The organism is Paracoccus versutus (assembly GCF_029909795.1).
Classification (GTDB): domain Bacteria; phylum Pseudomonadota; class Alphaproteobacteria; order Rhodobacterales; family Rhodobacteraceae; genus Paracoccus; species Paracoccus versutus.
In genome coordinates, this window is the sequence record NZ_CP038197.1 from 2,059,699 (window position 1) to 2,073,860 (window position 14,162).

Annotated in this window: 17 protein-coding genes; 4 read left to right on the plus strand and 13 right to left on the minus strand. The window is 68.9% G+C overall.

The window, feature by feature from the left end; all coding sequences use genetic code 11:
- From E3U25_RS21445 to cobA, 4 genes are all read right to left on the minus strand, one after another.
- Positions 1-933, minus strand: coding sequence for an AEC family transporter (locus tag E3U25_RS21445; protein ID WP_116223102.1), 933 nt, complete (start codon positions 931-933; stop codon positions 1-3).
- Positions 933-1,181 carry a sulfurtransferase TusA family protein gene (locus tag E3U25_RS21450; RefSeq protein WP_072461131.1) on the minus strand — a complete coding sequence of 83 codons (249 nt, stop codon included), beginning with the start codon at positions 1,179-1,181 and terminating at the stop codon, positions 933-935. Before E3U25_RS21450 ends, E3U25_RS21445 begins: the two co-directional genes overlap by 1 nt.
- Positions 1,178-1,693 carry a DUF2478 domain-containing protein gene (locus tag E3U25_RS21455; RefSeq protein WP_036760312.1) on the minus strand — a complete coding sequence of 172 codons (516 nt, stop codon included), beginning with the start codon at positions 1,691-1,693 and terminating at the stop codon, positions 1,178-1,180. Before E3U25_RS21455 ends, E3U25_RS21450 begins: the two co-directional genes overlap by 4 nt.
- An 80-nt stretch (positions 1,694-1,773) precedes the next feature.
- Positions 1,774-2,508 (minus strand): uroporphyrinogen-III C-methyltransferase, encoded by a 735-nt coding sequence (cobA, locus tag E3U25_RS21460; protein WP_072461159.1) that lies wholly within the window; start codon positions 2,506-2,508, stop codon positions 1,774-1,776.
- Between the two features lie 102 nt (positions 2,509-2,610).
- Here cobA and E3U25_RS21465 point away from each other — a divergent pair, with 102 nt between their 5' ends.
- From E3U25_RS21465 to plsY, 3 genes are read left to right on the plus strand one after another with little or no spacing between them, the layout of a single operon-like run.
- On the plus strand, positions 2,611-3,570 hold the full coding sequence (locus E3U25_RS21465) for an aspartate carbamoyltransferase catalytic subunit (protein ID WP_116223289.1): 960 nt from the start codon (positions 2,611-2,613) through the stop codon (positions 3,568-3,570).
- A complete protein-coding gene (gene pyrC, locus E3U25_RS21470; protein ID WP_036760314.1) occupies positions 3,567-4,838 on the plus strand; it encodes a dihydroorotase in 1,272 nt (423 codons plus the stop codon). The genes E3U25_RS21465 and pyrC overlap by 4 nt, the downstream gene beginning before the upstream one ends.
- The gene (gene plsY, locus E3U25_RS21475; RefSeq protein WP_036760315.1) at positions 4,835-5,419 is read left to right on the plus strand and encodes a glycerol-3-phosphate 1-O-acyltransferase PlsY; all 585 of its coding nucleotides are present in this window, start codon (positions 4,835-4,837) and stop codon (positions 5,417-5,419) included. The genes pyrC and plsY overlap by 4 nt, the downstream gene beginning before the upstream one ends.
- 86 nt (positions 5,420-5,505) lie before the next feature.
- On the opposite strand, the gene E3U25_RS21480 is transcribed toward plsY, so the two are convergent.
- From E3U25_RS21480 to E3U25_RS21505, 6 genes are all read right to left on the minus strand, one after another.
- Positions 5,506-6,381: a 3-hydroxybutyryl-CoA dehydrogenase gene (locus E3U25_RS21480; RefSeq protein ID WP_036760325.1), complete on the minus strand. Its 876-nt coding sequence runs from the start codon at positions 6,379-6,381 to the stop codon at positions 5,506-5,508.
- A 650-nt stretch (positions 6,382-7,031) separates the two neighbouring features.
- A complete protein-coding gene (locus E3U25_RS21485; protein WP_116223101.1) occupies positions 7,032-7,958 on the minus strand; it encodes an electron transfer flavoprotein subunit alpha/FixB family protein in 927 nt (308 codons plus the stop codon).
- Positions 7,958-8,716 carry an electron transfer flavoprotein subunit beta/FixA family protein gene (locus E3U25_RS21490; RefSeq protein WP_116223100.1) on the minus strand — a complete coding sequence of 253 codons (759 nt, stop codon included), beginning with the start codon at positions 8,714-8,716 and terminating at the stop codon, positions 7,958-7,960. Before E3U25_RS21490 ends, E3U25_RS21485 begins: the two co-directional genes overlap by 1 nt.
- A 120-nt stretch (positions 8,717-8,836) precedes the next feature.
- Positions 8,837-9,409: a cob(I)yrinic acid a,c-diamide adenosyltransferase gene (locus E3U25_RS21495; RefSeq protein ID WP_116223099.1), complete on the minus strand. Its 573-nt coding sequence runs from the start codon at positions 9,407-9,409 to the stop codon at positions 8,837-8,839.
- Positions 9,409-9,609, minus strand: a complete 201-nt coding sequence (locus E3U25_RS21500) for a twin transmembrane helix small protein (RefSeq protein WP_036752134.1) — start codon at positions 9,607-9,609, stop codon at positions 9,409-9,411. Before E3U25_RS21500 ends, E3U25_RS21495 begins: the two co-directional genes overlap by 1 nt.
- A gap of 24 nt (positions 9,610-9,633) precedes the next feature.
- On the minus strand, positions 9,634-10,452 hold the full coding sequence (locus E3U25_RS21505; RefSeq protein ID WP_114534993.1) for an SDR family NAD(P)-dependent oxidoreductase: 819 nt from the start codon (positions 10,450-10,452) through the stop codon (positions 9,634-9,636).
- A 103-nt stretch (positions 10,453-10,555) separates the two neighbouring features.
- Here E3U25_RS21505 and parC point away from each other — a divergent pair, with 103 nt between their 5' ends.
- Complete coding sequence (gene parC / locus E3U25_RS21510; protein ID WP_116223288.1) at positions 10,556-12,799, plus strand: DNA topoisomerase IV subunit A; 2,244 nt, start codon at positions 10,556-10,558, stop codon at positions 12,797-12,799.
- A 30-nt stretch (positions 12,800-12,829) separates the two neighbouring features.
- Here the strand turns inward: parC and E3U25_RS21515 are convergent, their stop codons facing one another.
- The 3 genes from E3U25_RS21515 to E3U25_RS21525 form a co-directional block, all read right to left on the minus strand.
- A complete protein-coding gene (locus E3U25_RS21515) occupies positions 12,830-12,985 on the minus strand; it encodes a hypothetical protein (protein ID WP_155984334.1) in 156 nt (51 codons plus the stop codon).
- A gap of 104 nt (positions 12,986-13,089) precedes the next feature.
- Positions 13,090-13,671 carry a cytochrome b/b6 domain-containing protein gene (locus E3U25_RS21520; protein WP_072461126.1) on the minus strand — a complete coding sequence of 194 codons (582 nt, stop codon included), beginning with the start codon at positions 13,669-13,671 and terminating at the stop codon, positions 13,090-13,092.
- Positions 13,671-14,126, minus strand: coding sequence for a c-type cytochrome (locus tag E3U25_RS21525; RefSeq protein WP_072461125.1), 456 nt, complete (start codon positions 14,124-14,126; stop codon positions 13,671-13,673). Before E3U25_RS21525 ends, E3U25_RS21520 begins: the two co-directional genes overlap by 1 nt.
- Between the last annotated feature and the right edge of the window lie 36 nt (positions 14,127-14,162).

A 14,162-nucleotide genomic window follows, 5' to 3' on the forward strand; every position in this document is an offset into this window, starting at 1 on the left:
CTAGCCTTTCGTGATCCAGTGAATGACGACGGGAACCGTGGCGATGCTGGCCGCGGTCGAGATCAGGATGGCGGCCGAGACGCGCTGGACCGCGGTGCCGAAATATTGCGCAAGGATATAGACGTTGCCTGCCACCGGCAGCGCCGCGGCGGCGATCATCACCCCCGCCGCGTAGGGCTCGACCCCGAAGACCGCCAGCGCGGCGATGCCCACCGCCAGGGGATGCAGCACCAGCTTGGCGAAGCTGAGCCAGGCCGCCGGGCCCATGCGCTCGGCCGCACCGCGGCCGGCCAGGCTGGCGCCGATGGCGAAAAGCGCCCCCGGCGTGGCCGAGGCGCCCAAGAGCGCCAGGAACTCGTCCAGCGGCCCCGGCATCGGCAGGTGCAGCCCGGCCCAGGCCAGCCCCGCCAGCATCGAGACGATCATCGGGTTCGAGACGATGCCGCGCAGCAAGGGCCACAGCGTCGAAACCCGCACCCGCCCCTGCCTTGCCGCGGTGACGATCAGGGTGATCAGCGTCGAGAACACCACCATGTCGATGGTCAGCACCATCAGCACCGGGCCGATGGCGCGCTCGCCCAGCAGCACGACCAGCATCGGCACGCCCAGAAAGCCGGTGTTGCCGGTCATCGCCGTATGCGCCTCCATCGCCGCGGCGACGAGCGGCTGGCGCCGCCAGCGCGCCACGGCAAACCCCAGCGCCCAAAGCGCGGCCGAGCCGCAAAGATAGGCCAGCACGAAGGCCGGGTCGAAGAGGCTTGCCACGTCCAGCGTCGCGGCAAAGCGGAACAGCATGGCCGACAGCGCGAAGTAGAAGACGAATTTCGTCAGCCAGCCGGTGGCCTCGGCCGGGAAGAAGCGGGTGCGCCCGGCCAGCCAGCCCGTGCCGATGACCAGAAAGAACGGCAGGGTCTTCAGGAAGATCGCCAGCATCAGTCCGCGGCGATGGCGCAGGCGGGGCCGCGCTCGACGATATATTCGGTCTCGCCGGGGGCGAGTTCACGCCGGGCGATCAGCCGGTGGCCGGATTCGGCGCAGAAATGCGGCACGTCGATCACCGCGGCGGGATCGGTGGCCAGCAGCGTGACCCGCGTGCCCCTGGGCAGCGCCATCAGCCGCTTGCGCAGCCGCAGCACCGGCAGCGGGCACAGAAGGCCGCGCGCGTCGATCTGCACGGTCATGCGGCGGAATCCGCCAGCCGGGCGCGGCACCAGTCGTCGATCTGGTCCGGCCGCAACTCTTCGGCCAGGTCGCCGGCGAAGTCGCGAAAGCCCGGCAGCTGTTCGTCGGGCACATGCACCAGCACCGGGATGCCCGCGGCCAAGGCGCGGGCGATGGTGTCGCGAAAGCCGCGGCCGAAGCATTCCTGCTTGCCGAACTTGTTGACGATCATCAGCTCGGCCCCGCGGTCCAGCACCGATTCGGTGCGGGCGACGGCCTGGGCCAGCGCCCCGCTATCCAGCCGGCAGGCCTGCGAGCCCATGCCCAGCGACTGGGTGATGCGCACCAGCGGGCCGTCGTCGCCCAGGATGCGCAGGTCCATGTCGCAATCGCAGCCGGGGCTGATTTCGGTATTGATCTGCACCGCGCCGGCCAGCCGCATCCCGGCCGCGGCCAGCCGTTCGGCCGTGGCGGTCAGCAGCCGGTCGCCGGCGCCCGGCGTCTGGTCCTGGATGGTGACGAAACCCAGCATGGCGGTCCCTCTTTCAGCGGCCAGAATAGCTCTTGGCGGCGCGGGTGCAATATTGGGTATTTGGGCAACGGAGAAGGGCCTTAGTTCCCCTCGGCCAAGGGGCCGTAGAGGATCAGCGCCGGATGCGGGCTGGGGCCTTCGGTTGCCAGTTGCTCGGCAAGGGCCGCCACGGTCGTGCGGACCAGGCGCTGGTGCGGATGGCCCACCGCCTCGGCCAGCAGGGCCGGGGTGTCCGCGGGCAGGCCGTTTTCGACCAGCAGCGCCGCCATCTTCGGGAAGGTGCGCTGGCCCATGAAGACGACGGTGGTGGCGCGCGGATCGGCCAGGGCGGCCCAGTTCTGGTTCTCGGGCAGGCCGCCGGTCACGTCGGCGCCGGTGACGAATTGCAGCCGGCGCGCGGTCTGGCGGCGGGTCAGCGGCAGGCCGGCCACGGCGGCCGCGGCCATGGCCGAGGGCACGCCCGGCACGATCTGGAACGGGATGCCGTGGCTGCGCAGCGCCGCCAGCTCCTCTTCCAGCCGGCCGAAGATGCCCGAATCGCCGGATTTCAGCCGCACCACATGCTTGCCCGCCTGCGCATGTTCGACCAGCAGGGCGTTGACATGTTCCTGCTTGGCCGAGGGGCGGCCGGCGCGCTTGCCGACCGGGATGCGCTCGGCCTGCGGGCCGGCCTGCTCCAGCACCGGCCCCGAGGCGAGGTCGTCGTAAAGCACCACGTCCGCCTGGGCCAGCAGCCGCGCGGCGCGCAGGGTCAGGAGTTCGGGGTCGCCCGGACCCGAGGAGACGAAGCTGACAAGGCCGATCTGTTCACGCATGTTTTCGCGATGCGGCAAAATCCGCGCCAAGGCAAGGGGCTGCTTGCCGCCCGGCCCGCCATTTGCCATAGAAGGCGCGACCGCGACCTTGGGGACCAAGCCATGTTCCGTGCCCGCCACCTTCTGGGGATCGAGCCGCTCGCCCCCCCCGAGATCACCACGCTTCTCGACCTTGCCGAGACCTATGTCGACCTGAACCGCCGCACGGTGAAGCATTCCGATGCGCTGGCGGGGATGACGCAGATCAACATGTTCTTCGAGGCCTCGACCCGCACGCAATCCAGCTTCGAGCTGGCCGGCAAGCGGCTGGGCGCCGACGTGATGAACATGGCGGTGGCCTTGTCCAGCGTGAAGAAGGGCGAGACGCTGATCGACACCGCGCTGACGCTGAACGCCATGCATCCCGACCTGCTGGTGGTGCGCCATCCGCAATCGGGCGCGGTGGACCTGCTGGCGCAGAAGGTGAATTGCGCGGTGCTGAACGCCGGCGACGGGCGGCACGAGCATCCGACCCAGGCGCTGCTGGACGCGCTGACCATCCGCCGCGCCAAGGGCCGGCTGCACCGGCTGACCGTGGCGATCTGCGGCGACATCGCCCATAGCCGGGTGGCGCGCTCGAACCTGATCCTGCTGGGCAAGATGGAGAACCGGCTGCGGCTGGTCGGCCCGGAGACGCTGATGCCCTCGGGCGCGCGGGACTGGGGCTGCGAGGTCCACGAGGACATGCGCGAGGGGCTGAAGGGCGCCGATGTGGTGATGATGCTGCGCCTGCAAAAAGAGCGGATGGACGGCGGCTTCATCCCTTCGGAACGGGAATATTACCACCGCTGGGGCCTGGATGCCGAAAAGCTGGCCTTGGCGGCGCCCGATGCCATCGTCATGCATCCCGGCCCGATGAACCGCGGGGTCGAGATCGACGGCACCATCGCCGACGACATCAACCGCTCGGTGATCCAGGACCAGGTCGAGATGGGCGTCGCGGTGCGCATGGCGGCGATGGACCTTCTGGCGCGCAACCTGCGCGCCGAGCGCGGCGCCAAGGCGGCGGAGATGATGGCATGATCCTGCACTTCCACAATGCCCGCCTGGTCGACCCCGAGGCGCAATCGGTCGGCGAGGGCTCGCTGACCGTTCGCGACGGCCGGATCGAGGCTCTGGGCGCCGATGCCCCGCAGGGCGCCGAGCTGATCGACTGCGGCGGCAGGTGCCTTGCCCCCGGCTTGATCGACTGGGGCGTCAAGATCGGCGAGCCGGGCGAGCGGCACAAGGAAAGCTTCCGCAGCGCCGGCCGGGCGGCGGCGGCGGGCGGCGTGACCACGGTGATCGCCCGCCCCGACACGCTGCCGCCGATCGACGCGCCGGAATCGCTGGAATTCGCCACCCGCCGCGCCGCCGACGCGCCAGTGAACATCCGCCACATGGCGGCGCTGACCCGCGCCCGCGAGGGGCGCGAGATGGTCGAGATGGGCTTTCTGCAGGACGCGGGCGCCGTCGCCTTCACCGACGGGGTGCGGGTGGTCGCGGACACGCGGCTCCTGTCGCGCTGCATGACCTATGCCCGCGGCCTCGGCGCGCTGATCGTTGGCCATCCGCAGGATCCGGGCCTGTCGAAGGGCGCCGCGGCGACCGGCGGCAAGTTCGCTTCGCTCTACGGCCTGCCCGCGGTCTCGCCCATGGCCGAGGTGATGGGGCTGGACCGCGACCTGGCGCTGGTGGCGATGACCGGCGCCCGCTATCACGCCGACCAGATCACCGTCGCGGCCAGCCTGCCGGCGCTGCGGCGCGCGCGCGAAGGCGGGCTGGACGTCAGTGCCGGCATCTCGATCCACCACCTGACGCTCAACGAATACGACGTGGGCGGCTATCGCACCTTCTTCCGCTTCACCCCGCCCCTGCGTGCCGAGGACGACCGGCTGGCCATGGTCGAGGCGGTGGCCGAGGGGCTGATCGACGTCGTCGCCAGCTTCCACACGCCGCAGGACGAGGAAAGCAAGCGCCTGCCCTTTGCCGAGGCGGCGCCAGGCGCGGTGGGGCTGCAGACGCTGCTGCCGGCGGCGATGCGGCTCTACCACCAGGGCGGGCTGAGCCTGCCGCAGCTGTGGCGGGCGATGTCGCTCAATCCGGCGCGGCGGCTGGGCCTGCCGGGCGGGCGGCTCGCGGCGGGCGCGCCGGCCGACCTGGTGCTGTTCGACCCGGACGCGCCCTTCGTTCTGGACCGCTTCACGCTGCTGTCCAAGTCGAAGAATACCCCCTTCGACGGGGCGCGGATGGAGGGCAGGGTGCTGGGCACCTGGGTCGCCGGCCGCCGCGTCTTCGGAGAGGACGCATGAGCCTGATCCTCTGGGCCGTCATCGGCTACCTGCTGGGCTCGGTGCCCTTCGGCATCGTCATCACCCGCGCGCTGGGGCTGGGCGACCTGCGCCGGATCGGCTCGGGCAATATCGGCGCGACCAACGTGCTGCGCACCGGCAACAAGCCGGCGGCGCTGGCCACGCTGCTCCTGGACAGCGGCAAGGGCGCGATCGCCGTGCTGCTGGCGCGCTGGCTGGCCGGCCCCGACGCGGCGCTGGTCGCGGGTGCTGCGGCCTTCCTGGGCCATCTGTTCCCGGTCTGGCTGGGCTTTCGCGGCGGCAAGGGCGTCGCCACCTTCCTCGGCACGCTGCTGGCGCTGGACTGGCGGCTGGGCCTCGCGGCCTGCGGCATCTGGCTGCTGACGGCGCTGGCCGGCCGGATCTCGTCGCTCTCGGCGCTGGTCGCGGCGGCGCTGACGCCCTTCGTTGCCCTGGGGCTGGACGGGACGCGCATGGCGGCGGTGACGGCTTTCATGGCGGTGCTGATCTTCATCCGCCACCATGCCAACATCGCCCGCATCCTTGCCGGAACCGAGCCCAGGATCGGCCGGAAGCCCTGAATTTCTTCCGTGTGGAAATATCCTGGGGGAACGTCTCATGCGCCCCATCAAGGGGCGCCTGAGGCGTGGGGGCAAAGCCCCCGATCTCAGCGCGTCGGCACCGGCTCCTCGCCGGAATAGTCGTAGAAGCCGCGCCCGGTCTTGCGGCCCAGCCAGCCCGCCTCGACATATTTCACCAGAAGCGGGCAGGGCCGGTATTTCGTATCCGCCAGCCCCTCGTGCAGCACGTTCATGATCGCAAGGCAGGTGTCCAGCCCGATGAAATCCGCCAGTTCCAGCGGCCCCATCGGATGATTGGCCCCCAGCTTCATCGACTGGTCGATGGATTTGACCGAGCCCACGCCCTCGTAGAGCGTATAGACCGCCTCGTTGATCATCGGCATCAGGATGCGGTTGACGATAAAGGCCGGGAAATCCTCGGCACTGGCCGAGGTCTTGCCGATCTTCTCGACCACCTCGACCAGGGCCTTGTAGGTCTCTTCGTTGGTGGCGATGCCGCGGATCAACTCGACCAGCTGCATGACCGGCACGGGGTTCATGAAGTGGAAGCCCATGAAGCGCTCGGGGCGGTCGGTGCGGCTGGCCAGCCGCGTGATCGAGATCGACGAGGTGTTCGAGGTCAGGATGGTCTCGGGCTTCAGATGCGGCAGCAGGTCCTCGAAGATCGCCTGCTTGACGGTCTCGCGTTCGGTTGCGGCCTCGATGATCAGGTCGGTCTTGCCCAGATCGGCCAGGGTCATGGTGGTGGCGATGCGCCGCATCGCCGCGGCCTTGTCCTCGGCCGAGACCTTGCCGCGGCTGACCTGGCGTTCCAGATTGTGGTCGATCTGGGCCAGGGCCTTGTCCAGAGCCTCGCGCGAGATGTCGGTCATCAGCACGTCATAGCCCGCCAGCGCAAAGACATGCGCGATGCCGTTGCCCATCTGCCCGGCGCCGATCACGCCCACCGATTGAATCGCCATGAACCTCATCCTTTCGTCGGTCAGGCCGGACGATAGGCGCAAGCGGGCCGGACGTTCAATGCAAAAACCGCCGGGCCGCGCGGCTGCGCGGCTTTCCAGCCTTGCCGCGGGGATGGACGCCGCGACTCGCACCTGATCCCAAGGATGGCGGCGGGTTGAGCGAGAATTTCATGTTACCCCTTCTGCCTGCCTGGCGGCTTGAACAGGAAAAAGGCAGCGCCTGGCCGGATGCCTGGGCCCGGCGGGGCCTTCGCAAGGATGCTCATACGCCCGGCACGGGTTGCCCGGATGAAACCGAGGGTGTTCTTTCGGGCGCTCATCCCTTGCCGGCGTCGCCAGGGGCTGCGTCGCCGCTTTGGTGGCCTGCGGGCATCTTTTGGTCTTGGCAAGGCGAGCGATCAGCCGGGATATTGCTGGAGCGCTGGATCTCGGTCCATCACCGTAAACAGCGTTCCCGTGGTCGCCGAGCAGCGCATGGAAGAACGAGCGGGCCGTCGCCATTGTCGCTCTGCTTCCAGAGCAATGGGAGTACTTCGGATGCAGCGCATTCTTCGCGGGGTGGGGCGGGGGGCTCTGCCCCCCGCGCCCCTGCGGCCCCTCGATGGGGCCGCTGGGGCGCTCCCCCCGGAGTATTTGCGGAACAGAGAAGTTCAGAGCTTGCCGGTCAGTTCCGGCACCAGGCCGAACAGGTCGCCCACCAACCCGTAGTCGGCGACCTGGAAGATCGGCGCCTCCTCGTCCTTGTTGATCGCAACGATCACCTTCGAATCCTTCATCCCCGCAAGGTGCTGGATCGCCCCCGAGATGCCCACCGCCACGTAGAGCTCAGGGGCGACGACCTTGCCGGTCTGGCCCACCTGCCAGTCGTTCGGCGCATAGCCCGAGTCCACCGCCGCGCGCGAGGCGCCCACCGCGGCGCCGAGCTTGTCGGCAAGCGCCTCGATGATCGCGAAGCTCTCCTTCGAGCCCAGGCCGCGGCCGCCCGAGACCACCCGCTTGGCCGAGGTCAGCTCGGGGCGGTCGCTCTCGGCAACCTCGTCGGCAACCCAGGCCGACAGGCCGGGATCGGCGGCGGCGGCGGTCTCCGCCACGCTGGCCGAACCGCCGATCCCCGCCGCCTCGAAGCTCGCGGTGCGGATGGTGAAGACCTTCCTGGCGTCCTTCGACTTCACGGTCTGGATGGCGTTGCCGGCGTAGATCGGCCGCTCGAACGTATCCGCGTCGATCACCGCCGAGACGTCCGACAGCACCATCACGTCCAGAAGCGCCGCGACGCGCGGCATCACGTTCTTGGCGTCCGTCGTCGCAGGCGCCGCGATGTGGTCGTAATCGCCCGCGAGCGACACGATCAGCGCCGCGGTCGGCTCGGCCAGCCGGTGGCCGTAGAGCGCGTCTTCCGCGACCAGTACCTTGGCGACGCCGGCGATCTTCGCCGCCTCCTCGGCGGCCGCTTTCGCCGAGGCGCCGGCGCAGAGCACCGTGACATCACCCAGGCCCTTGACCGCGCCCACCGCCTTCGCCGTCGCGTCGCGGTTCAGCACCCCGTTCGTCACTTCCCCAAGCAGCAGAACAGCCATCAGATCACCCCCGCTTCCTTCAGCTTGCCGACCAGCTCGTCCACCGAGCCGACCTTGATGCCGGCCTTGCGGCCCTCGGGCTCGCGCACCGAGACCACCTCCAGCCGCGGCGAGACGTCGACGCCGTAATCGGCTGCGGTCTTTTCCTCGAGCGGCTTCTTCTTCGCCTTCATGATGTTCGGAAGGCTGGCGTAGCGCGGCTCGTTCAGCCGCAGGTCGGCGGTGACCACCGCCGGCAGCGCGACCGCGATGGTCTGCAGCCCGCCGTCGACCTCGCGGGTGACTTTCGCTTTGCCCCCGTCGATCTCGAGCTTCGAGGCGAAGGTCGCCTGCGCCCAGCCCAGCAGCGCCGCCAGCATCTGCCCGGTCGCGTTCATGTCGTTGTCGATCGCCTGCTTGCCGGCGATGACCAGCTCGGTGCCTTCCGCCTTGGCCACCGCGGCGAGGATCTTCGCCACCGCCAAGGGCTCGATGTCCTGCTGCACGTCGTCCGTAGCGGTGACGAGAATGGCCCGGTCGGCGCCCATCGCCAAGGCCGTGCGCAGCGTCTCGGCCGCCTGCTTGACGCCGATCGAGACGGCGATGACCTCGGAGGCCACGCCCTTTTCCTTCAGCCGGATCGCCTCCTCGACCGCGATCTCGTCGAACGGGTTCATCGACATCTTCACATTCGCAAGATCGACGCCAGACCCGTCCGCCTTCACACGGGCCTTCACGTTGTAGTCGATCACGCGCTTCACTGGCACGAGGATCTTCATCAGCCTCTCCCCTTTGGTTGCGTCACCTTTTCGGAGGGTTTGTTAGCGGGCCATCGGCGGCAATGACAGGGAAAAAACGACCCTAACGCGTCGTAACATTTCCATTCCGTCATGTTGTCGCTAACGGCTGGCTCCTGGCACCCACAGGATATCCTGCGCGCCGTTTTCATTGGCGACGCGCCCCGCCACGAACAGCCAGTCCGACAGGCGGTTGAGATATTTCACGGCGGCCGGATTCGCATCCTCGGCCGCCGCCAGCGCCACGGCGGCGCGCTCGGCCCGCCGCGCCACGGTGCGCGACAGGTGCAGATGCGCCGCGAGCGCCGAGCCGCCCGGCAGGATGAAGCTGCGCAGGGCCGAAAGCCCGGCGTTCATCGCGTCGATCTCGGCCTCGAGCCGCGCGACCTGGGCGTCGATGATGCGCAGCACCGGATAGGCCGCCTCGGCATCCTCGTCCATGCGCGGGCGCGAGAGGTCCGCGCCGAGGTCGAAAAGGTCGTTCTGGATCACCGCGATGCGCGCCGCGATCTCGCCCGCGGCATGCAGTCGCACCAGGCCCAGCGTGGCATTGAGCTCGTCCACCGTGCCATAGGCCTCGACCCGCAGGGAATGCTTGGGCACGCGCTCGCCGTTCGACAGCGCCGTCTCGCCCTTGTCGCCGGTGCGGGTGTAGATCTTGTTCAGCACGACCATCAGCTGCTCCTGACCCAGAGATAAAGCAGGAAGACCGCGATGGCGATGGCCTGGGCGATGATGCGCCAGCGCATCATGCGGTTGCCGTGCTTGCGGTTGAATTCGCCGCCCTTGGCGAAGCCGCCGATGCCGGTGGCCAGGATCACCACCACGGCAAGGCAGCAGATCGCGAGCAGGTAGAAAAGCGGTTTGTCATGCATGGGCGGGCCCTTTCGGCGCGAAGCCTAGCTGCGGCGCGCGAACCAGTCCAGAGCGCGCGTGGAAAGAAGCCGCCGCCCGATGCCCGAGACATGGGTCGGCGTGGTGACGTAATAGCGCGGCCGCGGGCGCGGGCTTTCCAGCGCCTGGGCGATGCGGGCGCTGACGGCCGCGGGCGGCAGCTCGAAGCGGTCCTTCCTGGCCGCCGGCTCGTAGAGGCGCTTCAAGAGCGTGCGCCGGTATTGCTCGGCCCGCGGGCTGGACCGCCAGTCGATCCAGCGCTCGAAATGCGGGATCGAGTTCTGGCGGATCTTCGTGCCGATGGGGCCGGGCTCGATCAGGATGAAGCGCACCCCGGTATCGGCCATCTCGACGCGCAGCACGTCGGTCAGCCCCTCGAGCGCGAATTTCGTCGCCACATAGGCGCCGCGCCAGGGGATGCCGACCAGGCCCAGGACCGAGCTGATGTTGACCACCCGCCCGCCATGCGCGCGGAAATGCGGGATCAGCCGGCGGGTCAGGTCATGGGTGCCGAAGAGATTGGCCTCGAAGATCGCCCGCAACGCGCCGCGCGGCAGATCCTCGGCGGCGCCGGGGATCGCGAAGGCGGCGTTGTTGACCAGCGCGTCGATCCGCCCCAGCGCCAGCGCCGATTCGGCGCAGCGGGCGACGCTGTCCTCGCAGCCCAGTTCCAGGGGCAGGGTGTCGAAACCCTCGGCGCGGCGGGCCTCGATGTCCTCGGGCTTGCGGCAGGTGGCGATGACGCGCCAGCCGCGCCCGCGCATGTGCCGCGCCGCGTCCAGCCCGATGCCCGAGGAACAGCCGGTGATCAGAACGGTCTTCATGCGCGCCTCCTTGCCGGATGGGGTTCTGCGCCATGGCCGGGCCTTGCGCAAGCCGCGCATTTCCGGCTGGACCGGGGCGGCGCGCGGCCCTATTCAATCGGCCATGTCCGACGATCCGAATGTTCCCGATCCGACCCCGCCCGATCCCAGCGCGGATCAGACCAGCTCCGAGCCGCTGTCGCGCGCCATCGGCGAGCGTTACCTGACCTATGCGCTGTCCACCATCATGAACCGGGCGCTGCCGGATGCGCGCGACGGGCTGAAGCCGGTGCATCGCCGCATCCTTTATGCCATGCGCGAATTGCGGCTTAGCCCGACCGGCGCCTTCCGCAAGTCGGCCAAGATCAGCGGCGACGTGATGGGCAACTATCACCCGCATGGCGATGCCGCGATCTACGACGCCATGGCGCGTCTGGCCCAGCCCTTTGCCATGCGCTATCCGCTGGTCGACGGGCAGGGCAACTTCGGCAATATCGACGGCGACAACCCCGCCGCCAGCCGCTATACCGAGGCCCGGCTGACCGCGGCCGCCGAGGCGCTGATGGAGGGGCTGGCCGAGAACGCGGTCGATTTCCGCCCGAACTACGACGGCACGCTGGAAGAGCCCATCGTGCTGCCCGCCGCCTTCCCGAACCTTTTGTGCAACGGCGCCTCGGGCATCGCGGTCGGCATGGCGACCAACGTGCCGCCGCACAACCTGCACGAGGTGATCGACGCCTGCCTGCATCTGATCAAGGCGCCGGATGCGCGCGACGACACCCTGGTCTCGATCGTGCCGGGACCGGATTTCCCGACCGGCGGCGTGCTGGTCGAATCGCGCGAGACCATCGCCGAGGCCTACCGGACCGGCCGCGGCAGCCTGCGGCTGCGGGCGCGCTGGTCGGTCGAGGATCTGGGCCGCGGCCAGTGGCAGGTCGTCGTCACCGAGATCCCCTACCAGGTGCAGAAATCCAAGCTGATCGAGCGGCTGGCCGAGGTGATCCAGCTGAAGAAGGTGCCGATCTTGGCCGATGTGCGCGACGAATCGGCCGAGGACATCCGCATCGTGCTGGAACCCCGCACCCGCGCCGTGGACCCCGAGCAGCTGATGGCGGCGCTGTTCCGCGTCAGCGACCTGGAAGTGCGCTTCGGGCTGAACATGAACGTGCTGATCGACGGGCGCGTGCCCAAGGTCTGCTCGCTGAAAGAGGTGCTGCGCGCCTTCCTCGACCACCGGCGCGAGGTGCTGGTGCGGCGCTCGAACCACCGGCTGGACAAGATCGCGGCCCGGCTCGAGGTGCTGGAGGGCTACATGATCGCCTTCCTGAACCTCGACCGGGTGATCGAGATCATCCGGCACGAGGACGACCCCAAGGCGGTGATGATCGCCGAGTTCAAGCTGTCCGACGTGCAGGTCGAGGCGATCCTGAACATGCGCCTGCGCGCGCTGCGCCGGCTTGAGGAAATCGAGCTGCGCGCCGAACACGAGAACCTGACCCGCGAGCGCGAGGGCCTGGCCGCCATGCTGGCCGACGAGGGCGCGCAATGGGCGAAGATTGCCGAGGAGCTGCGCGAGACGCGGGCCAAGTTCGGCAAGTCCGCCCCCGGCGGCCAGCGCCGCACCGAGATCGGCGAAGCGGGCGAGGTGGCCGAGATCGACCTGGACGCCATGATCGAGCGCGAGCCGATCACCGTGATCCTGTCGAAGATGGGCTGGATCCGCGCCATGAAGGGCCACCAGCCGCTGGACGCCGAGGTCAAGTTCAAGGATGGCGACGGCCCCTTCATGGCGATCCATGCCGAGACCACCGACAAGCTGATGGTCTTTGCCGCCAACGGCCGCTTCTATACCCTGCTGGCGAACAACCTGCCCGGCGGGCGCGGCATGGGCGAGCCCCTGCGGCTGATGATCGACCTGCCCAACGATGCCGCGGTGATCGACCTCTTTCCCTGGCGCGAGGGCGAGCGCTACCTGGTCGCCTCGAAGGCCGGGGACGGGTTCGTCGTGGCGGCCAGCGACATGCTGGCGCAGACCCGCGCCGGCAAGCAGGTGCTGAACGGCGAGGCGTTGCTCTGCCGCCGCGTGACCGGCGACCATGTCGCGGTGGTGGGGCAGAACCGCAAGCTGCTGGTGTTTCCCCTGTCCGAACTGCCGGAAATGGCCCGCGGCAAGGGCGTGCGCTTGCAGAAATACAAGGACGGCGGACTGTCGGACGCGATCTGCATCACCCTGGCCGAAGGGCTGCGCTGGCAGGAAACCGGCGGCCGGACGCGCAGCGAACCGGACCTGTCCGAATGGCTCGGCAAGCGGGCGGGCGCAGGCTATATGGCGCCGCGCGGCTTTCCGCGCGACAACAGGTTCAACTGAAAAAGGGCGGGTCTGGTCCCGCCCTTTACGCTAGCTGTTCACGCTCGGCGCGGGGGCCGGGCTTTCGGTCGGCGTGGTCGCCGCCGTTTGGTCGCTGGAGACCTTCTTGTGGCCGGGGCAATCCGCAAGCGCGGGAATGGCGGCCATCGAGAAAGCCAGCGCGAGGGCGACGGTCTTGCTGATCATCATCGGCTCCTTCGTGCGGTTCAGGCATGCCGGACAGGCCTGAGCGCAGGCCTCGACACGCTTTCAGCCTGACATGCGGGGGCGATTCGATCAATTCCGCTGCCTCAGTCTTCACGAACCTGTTTGCGGCCGGTAATCATCGGCCGCACCAGATCCTCGCGCTTCCAGTAGCGATAGAACAGGATCACCGCGACATGCAGCAGCACCAGGACCAGGATCAGGTTGGCGCCCAGGTTGTGCCAGCCTACCGCCTTGGACCGCGTGGCCCCGCTGACGTAAGAGGCCAAGGGCCCCACGTTGATATAGTCGTCGGGGTCCGAGATCAGCCCGCTGCTGACCTGCGCCGCCAGCACCGCCAGCATGGCGATCACCGACAGCGCGCCCATCGGGTTGTGCCCCGGCCAATAGCTGGGCTCGCGCAGCATCAGGCCGCGCATATAGCCGGCGACGGCCCCCGGCCCGCGGACGAAATGCGAGAACCGCGCCGGGGCCGGGCCGACGAAGCCCCAGACCAGGCGAAAGACCAGCAGGCCCGCCACGACATAGCCGCACCAGAAATGCAGCGTCATCCTGGCCGGGCCGAACTGGCCCAGGCCCCAGGCCGCGATGACGAAAAAGGCCAGCAGCCAGTGGAATGCGCGCAGCAGCGGATCCCACAGCCGGACCTCGCGCACCGGGCCTTTCATCAGCTCTTTTCGCGATAATTGTCGTGGCAGGCCTTGCAGGCGCCGCCCAGCTTCTGCACCACCGCGCCGACATCCCCCGCGCCGCCCCGGACGGCATCCGAGGCGCCGGTCGCCGCCTCGCCCAGCCCGGCGAACTTGGTGCGGAAATCCTCGGGGTTGGACCAGATGTCGGGCTTGGCCGCGCTGTCCTGGGCCTCGGACGAGCTGCTGCCTTCGATGAACAGGCTCGGCAGGTCGTATTGCACCAGCGCCTCGATATTGGCGGCGGCGCGGCTGGCCGCGGTCTCGTCATAGGCCAGGTCGCCCTTGGCCATGCCCGAAAGCGTGCCCATGTTGATGGCCAGCATCTGGTAAAAGCCGTGGCGGGCCTCGATGGCCTGCTTGACCGGGTCGTCCTGGGCCAGGCTGGCCAGCGGAACCGCAGCAAGGGCGGCGGCAGTGAGAATCAGGCGCATGTCGTCGTTCCTTTCATGTGGCATAGGGCTGCAATC

Bases quoted from the DNA above. Each gene is read 5' to 3' on its own strand.
- E3U25_RS21445 (WP_116223102.1), bottom strand. From the start codon at position 933: ATGCTGGCGATCTTCCTGAAGACCCTGCCGTTCTTTCTGGTCATCGGC.
- E3U25_RS21450 (WP_072461131.1), bottom strand. From the start codon at position 1,181: ATGACCGTGCAGATCGACGCGCGCGGCCTTCTGTGCCCGCTGCCGGTG.
- E3U25_RS21455 (WP_036760312.1), bottom strand. From the start codon at position 1,693: ATGCTGGGTTTCGTCACCATCCAGGACCAGACGCCGGGCGCCGGCGAC.
- cobA (WP_072461159.1), bottom strand. From the start codon at position 2,508: ATGCGTGAACAGATCGGCCTTGTCAGCTTCGTCTCCTCGGGTCCGGGC.
- E3U25_RS21465 (WP_116223289.1), top strand. From the start codon at position 2,611: ATGTTCCGTGCCCGCCACCTTCTGGGGATCGAGCCGCTCGCCCCCCCC.
- pyrC (WP_036760314.1), top strand. From the start codon at position 3,567: ATGATCCTGCACTTCCACAATGCCCGCCTGGTCGACCCCGAGGCGCAA.
- plsY (WP_036760315.1), top strand. From the start codon at position 4,835: ATGAGCCTGATCCTCTGGGCCGTCATCGGCTACCTGCTGGGCTCGGTG.
- E3U25_RS21480 (WP_036760325.1), bottom strand. From the start codon at position 6,381: ATGGCGATTCAATCGGTGGGCGTGATCGGCGCCGGGCAGATGGGCAAC.
- E3U25_RS21485 (WP_116223101.1), bottom strand. From the start codon at position 7,958: ATGGCTGTTCTGCTGCTTGGGGAAGTGACGAACGGGGTGCTGAACCGC.
- E3U25_RS21490 (WP_116223100.1), bottom strand. From the start codon at position 8,716: ATGAAGATCCTCGTGCCAGTGAAGCGCGTGATCGACTACAACGTGAAG.
- E3U25_RS21495 (WP_116223099.1), bottom strand. From the start codon at position 9,409: ATGGTCGTGCTGAACAAGATCTACACCCGCACCGGCGACAAGGGCGAG.
- E3U25_RS21500 (WP_036752134.1), bottom strand. From the start codon at position 9,609: ATGCATGACAAACCGCTTTTCTACCTGCTCGCGATCTGCTGCCTTGCC.
- E3U25_RS21505 (WP_114534993.1), bottom strand. From the start codon at position 10,452: ATGAAGACCGTTCTGATCACCGGCTGTTCCTCGGGCATCGGGCTGGAC.
- parC (WP_116223288.1), top strand. From the start codon at position 10,556: ATGTCCGACGATCCGAATGTTCCCGATCCGACCCCGCCCGATCCCAGC.
- E3U25_RS21515 (WP_155984334.1), bottom strand. From the start codon at position 12,985: ATGATCAGCAAGACCGTCGCCCTCGCGCTGGCTTTCTCGATGGCCGCC.
- E3U25_RS21520 (WP_072461126.1), bottom strand. From the start codon at position 13,671: ATGAAAGGCCCGGTGCGCGAGGTCCGGCTGTGGGATCCGCTGCTGCGC.
- E3U25_RS21525 (WP_072461125.1), bottom strand. From the start codon at position 14,126: ATGCGCCTGATTCTCACTGCCGCCGCCCTTGCTGCGGTTCCGCTGGCC.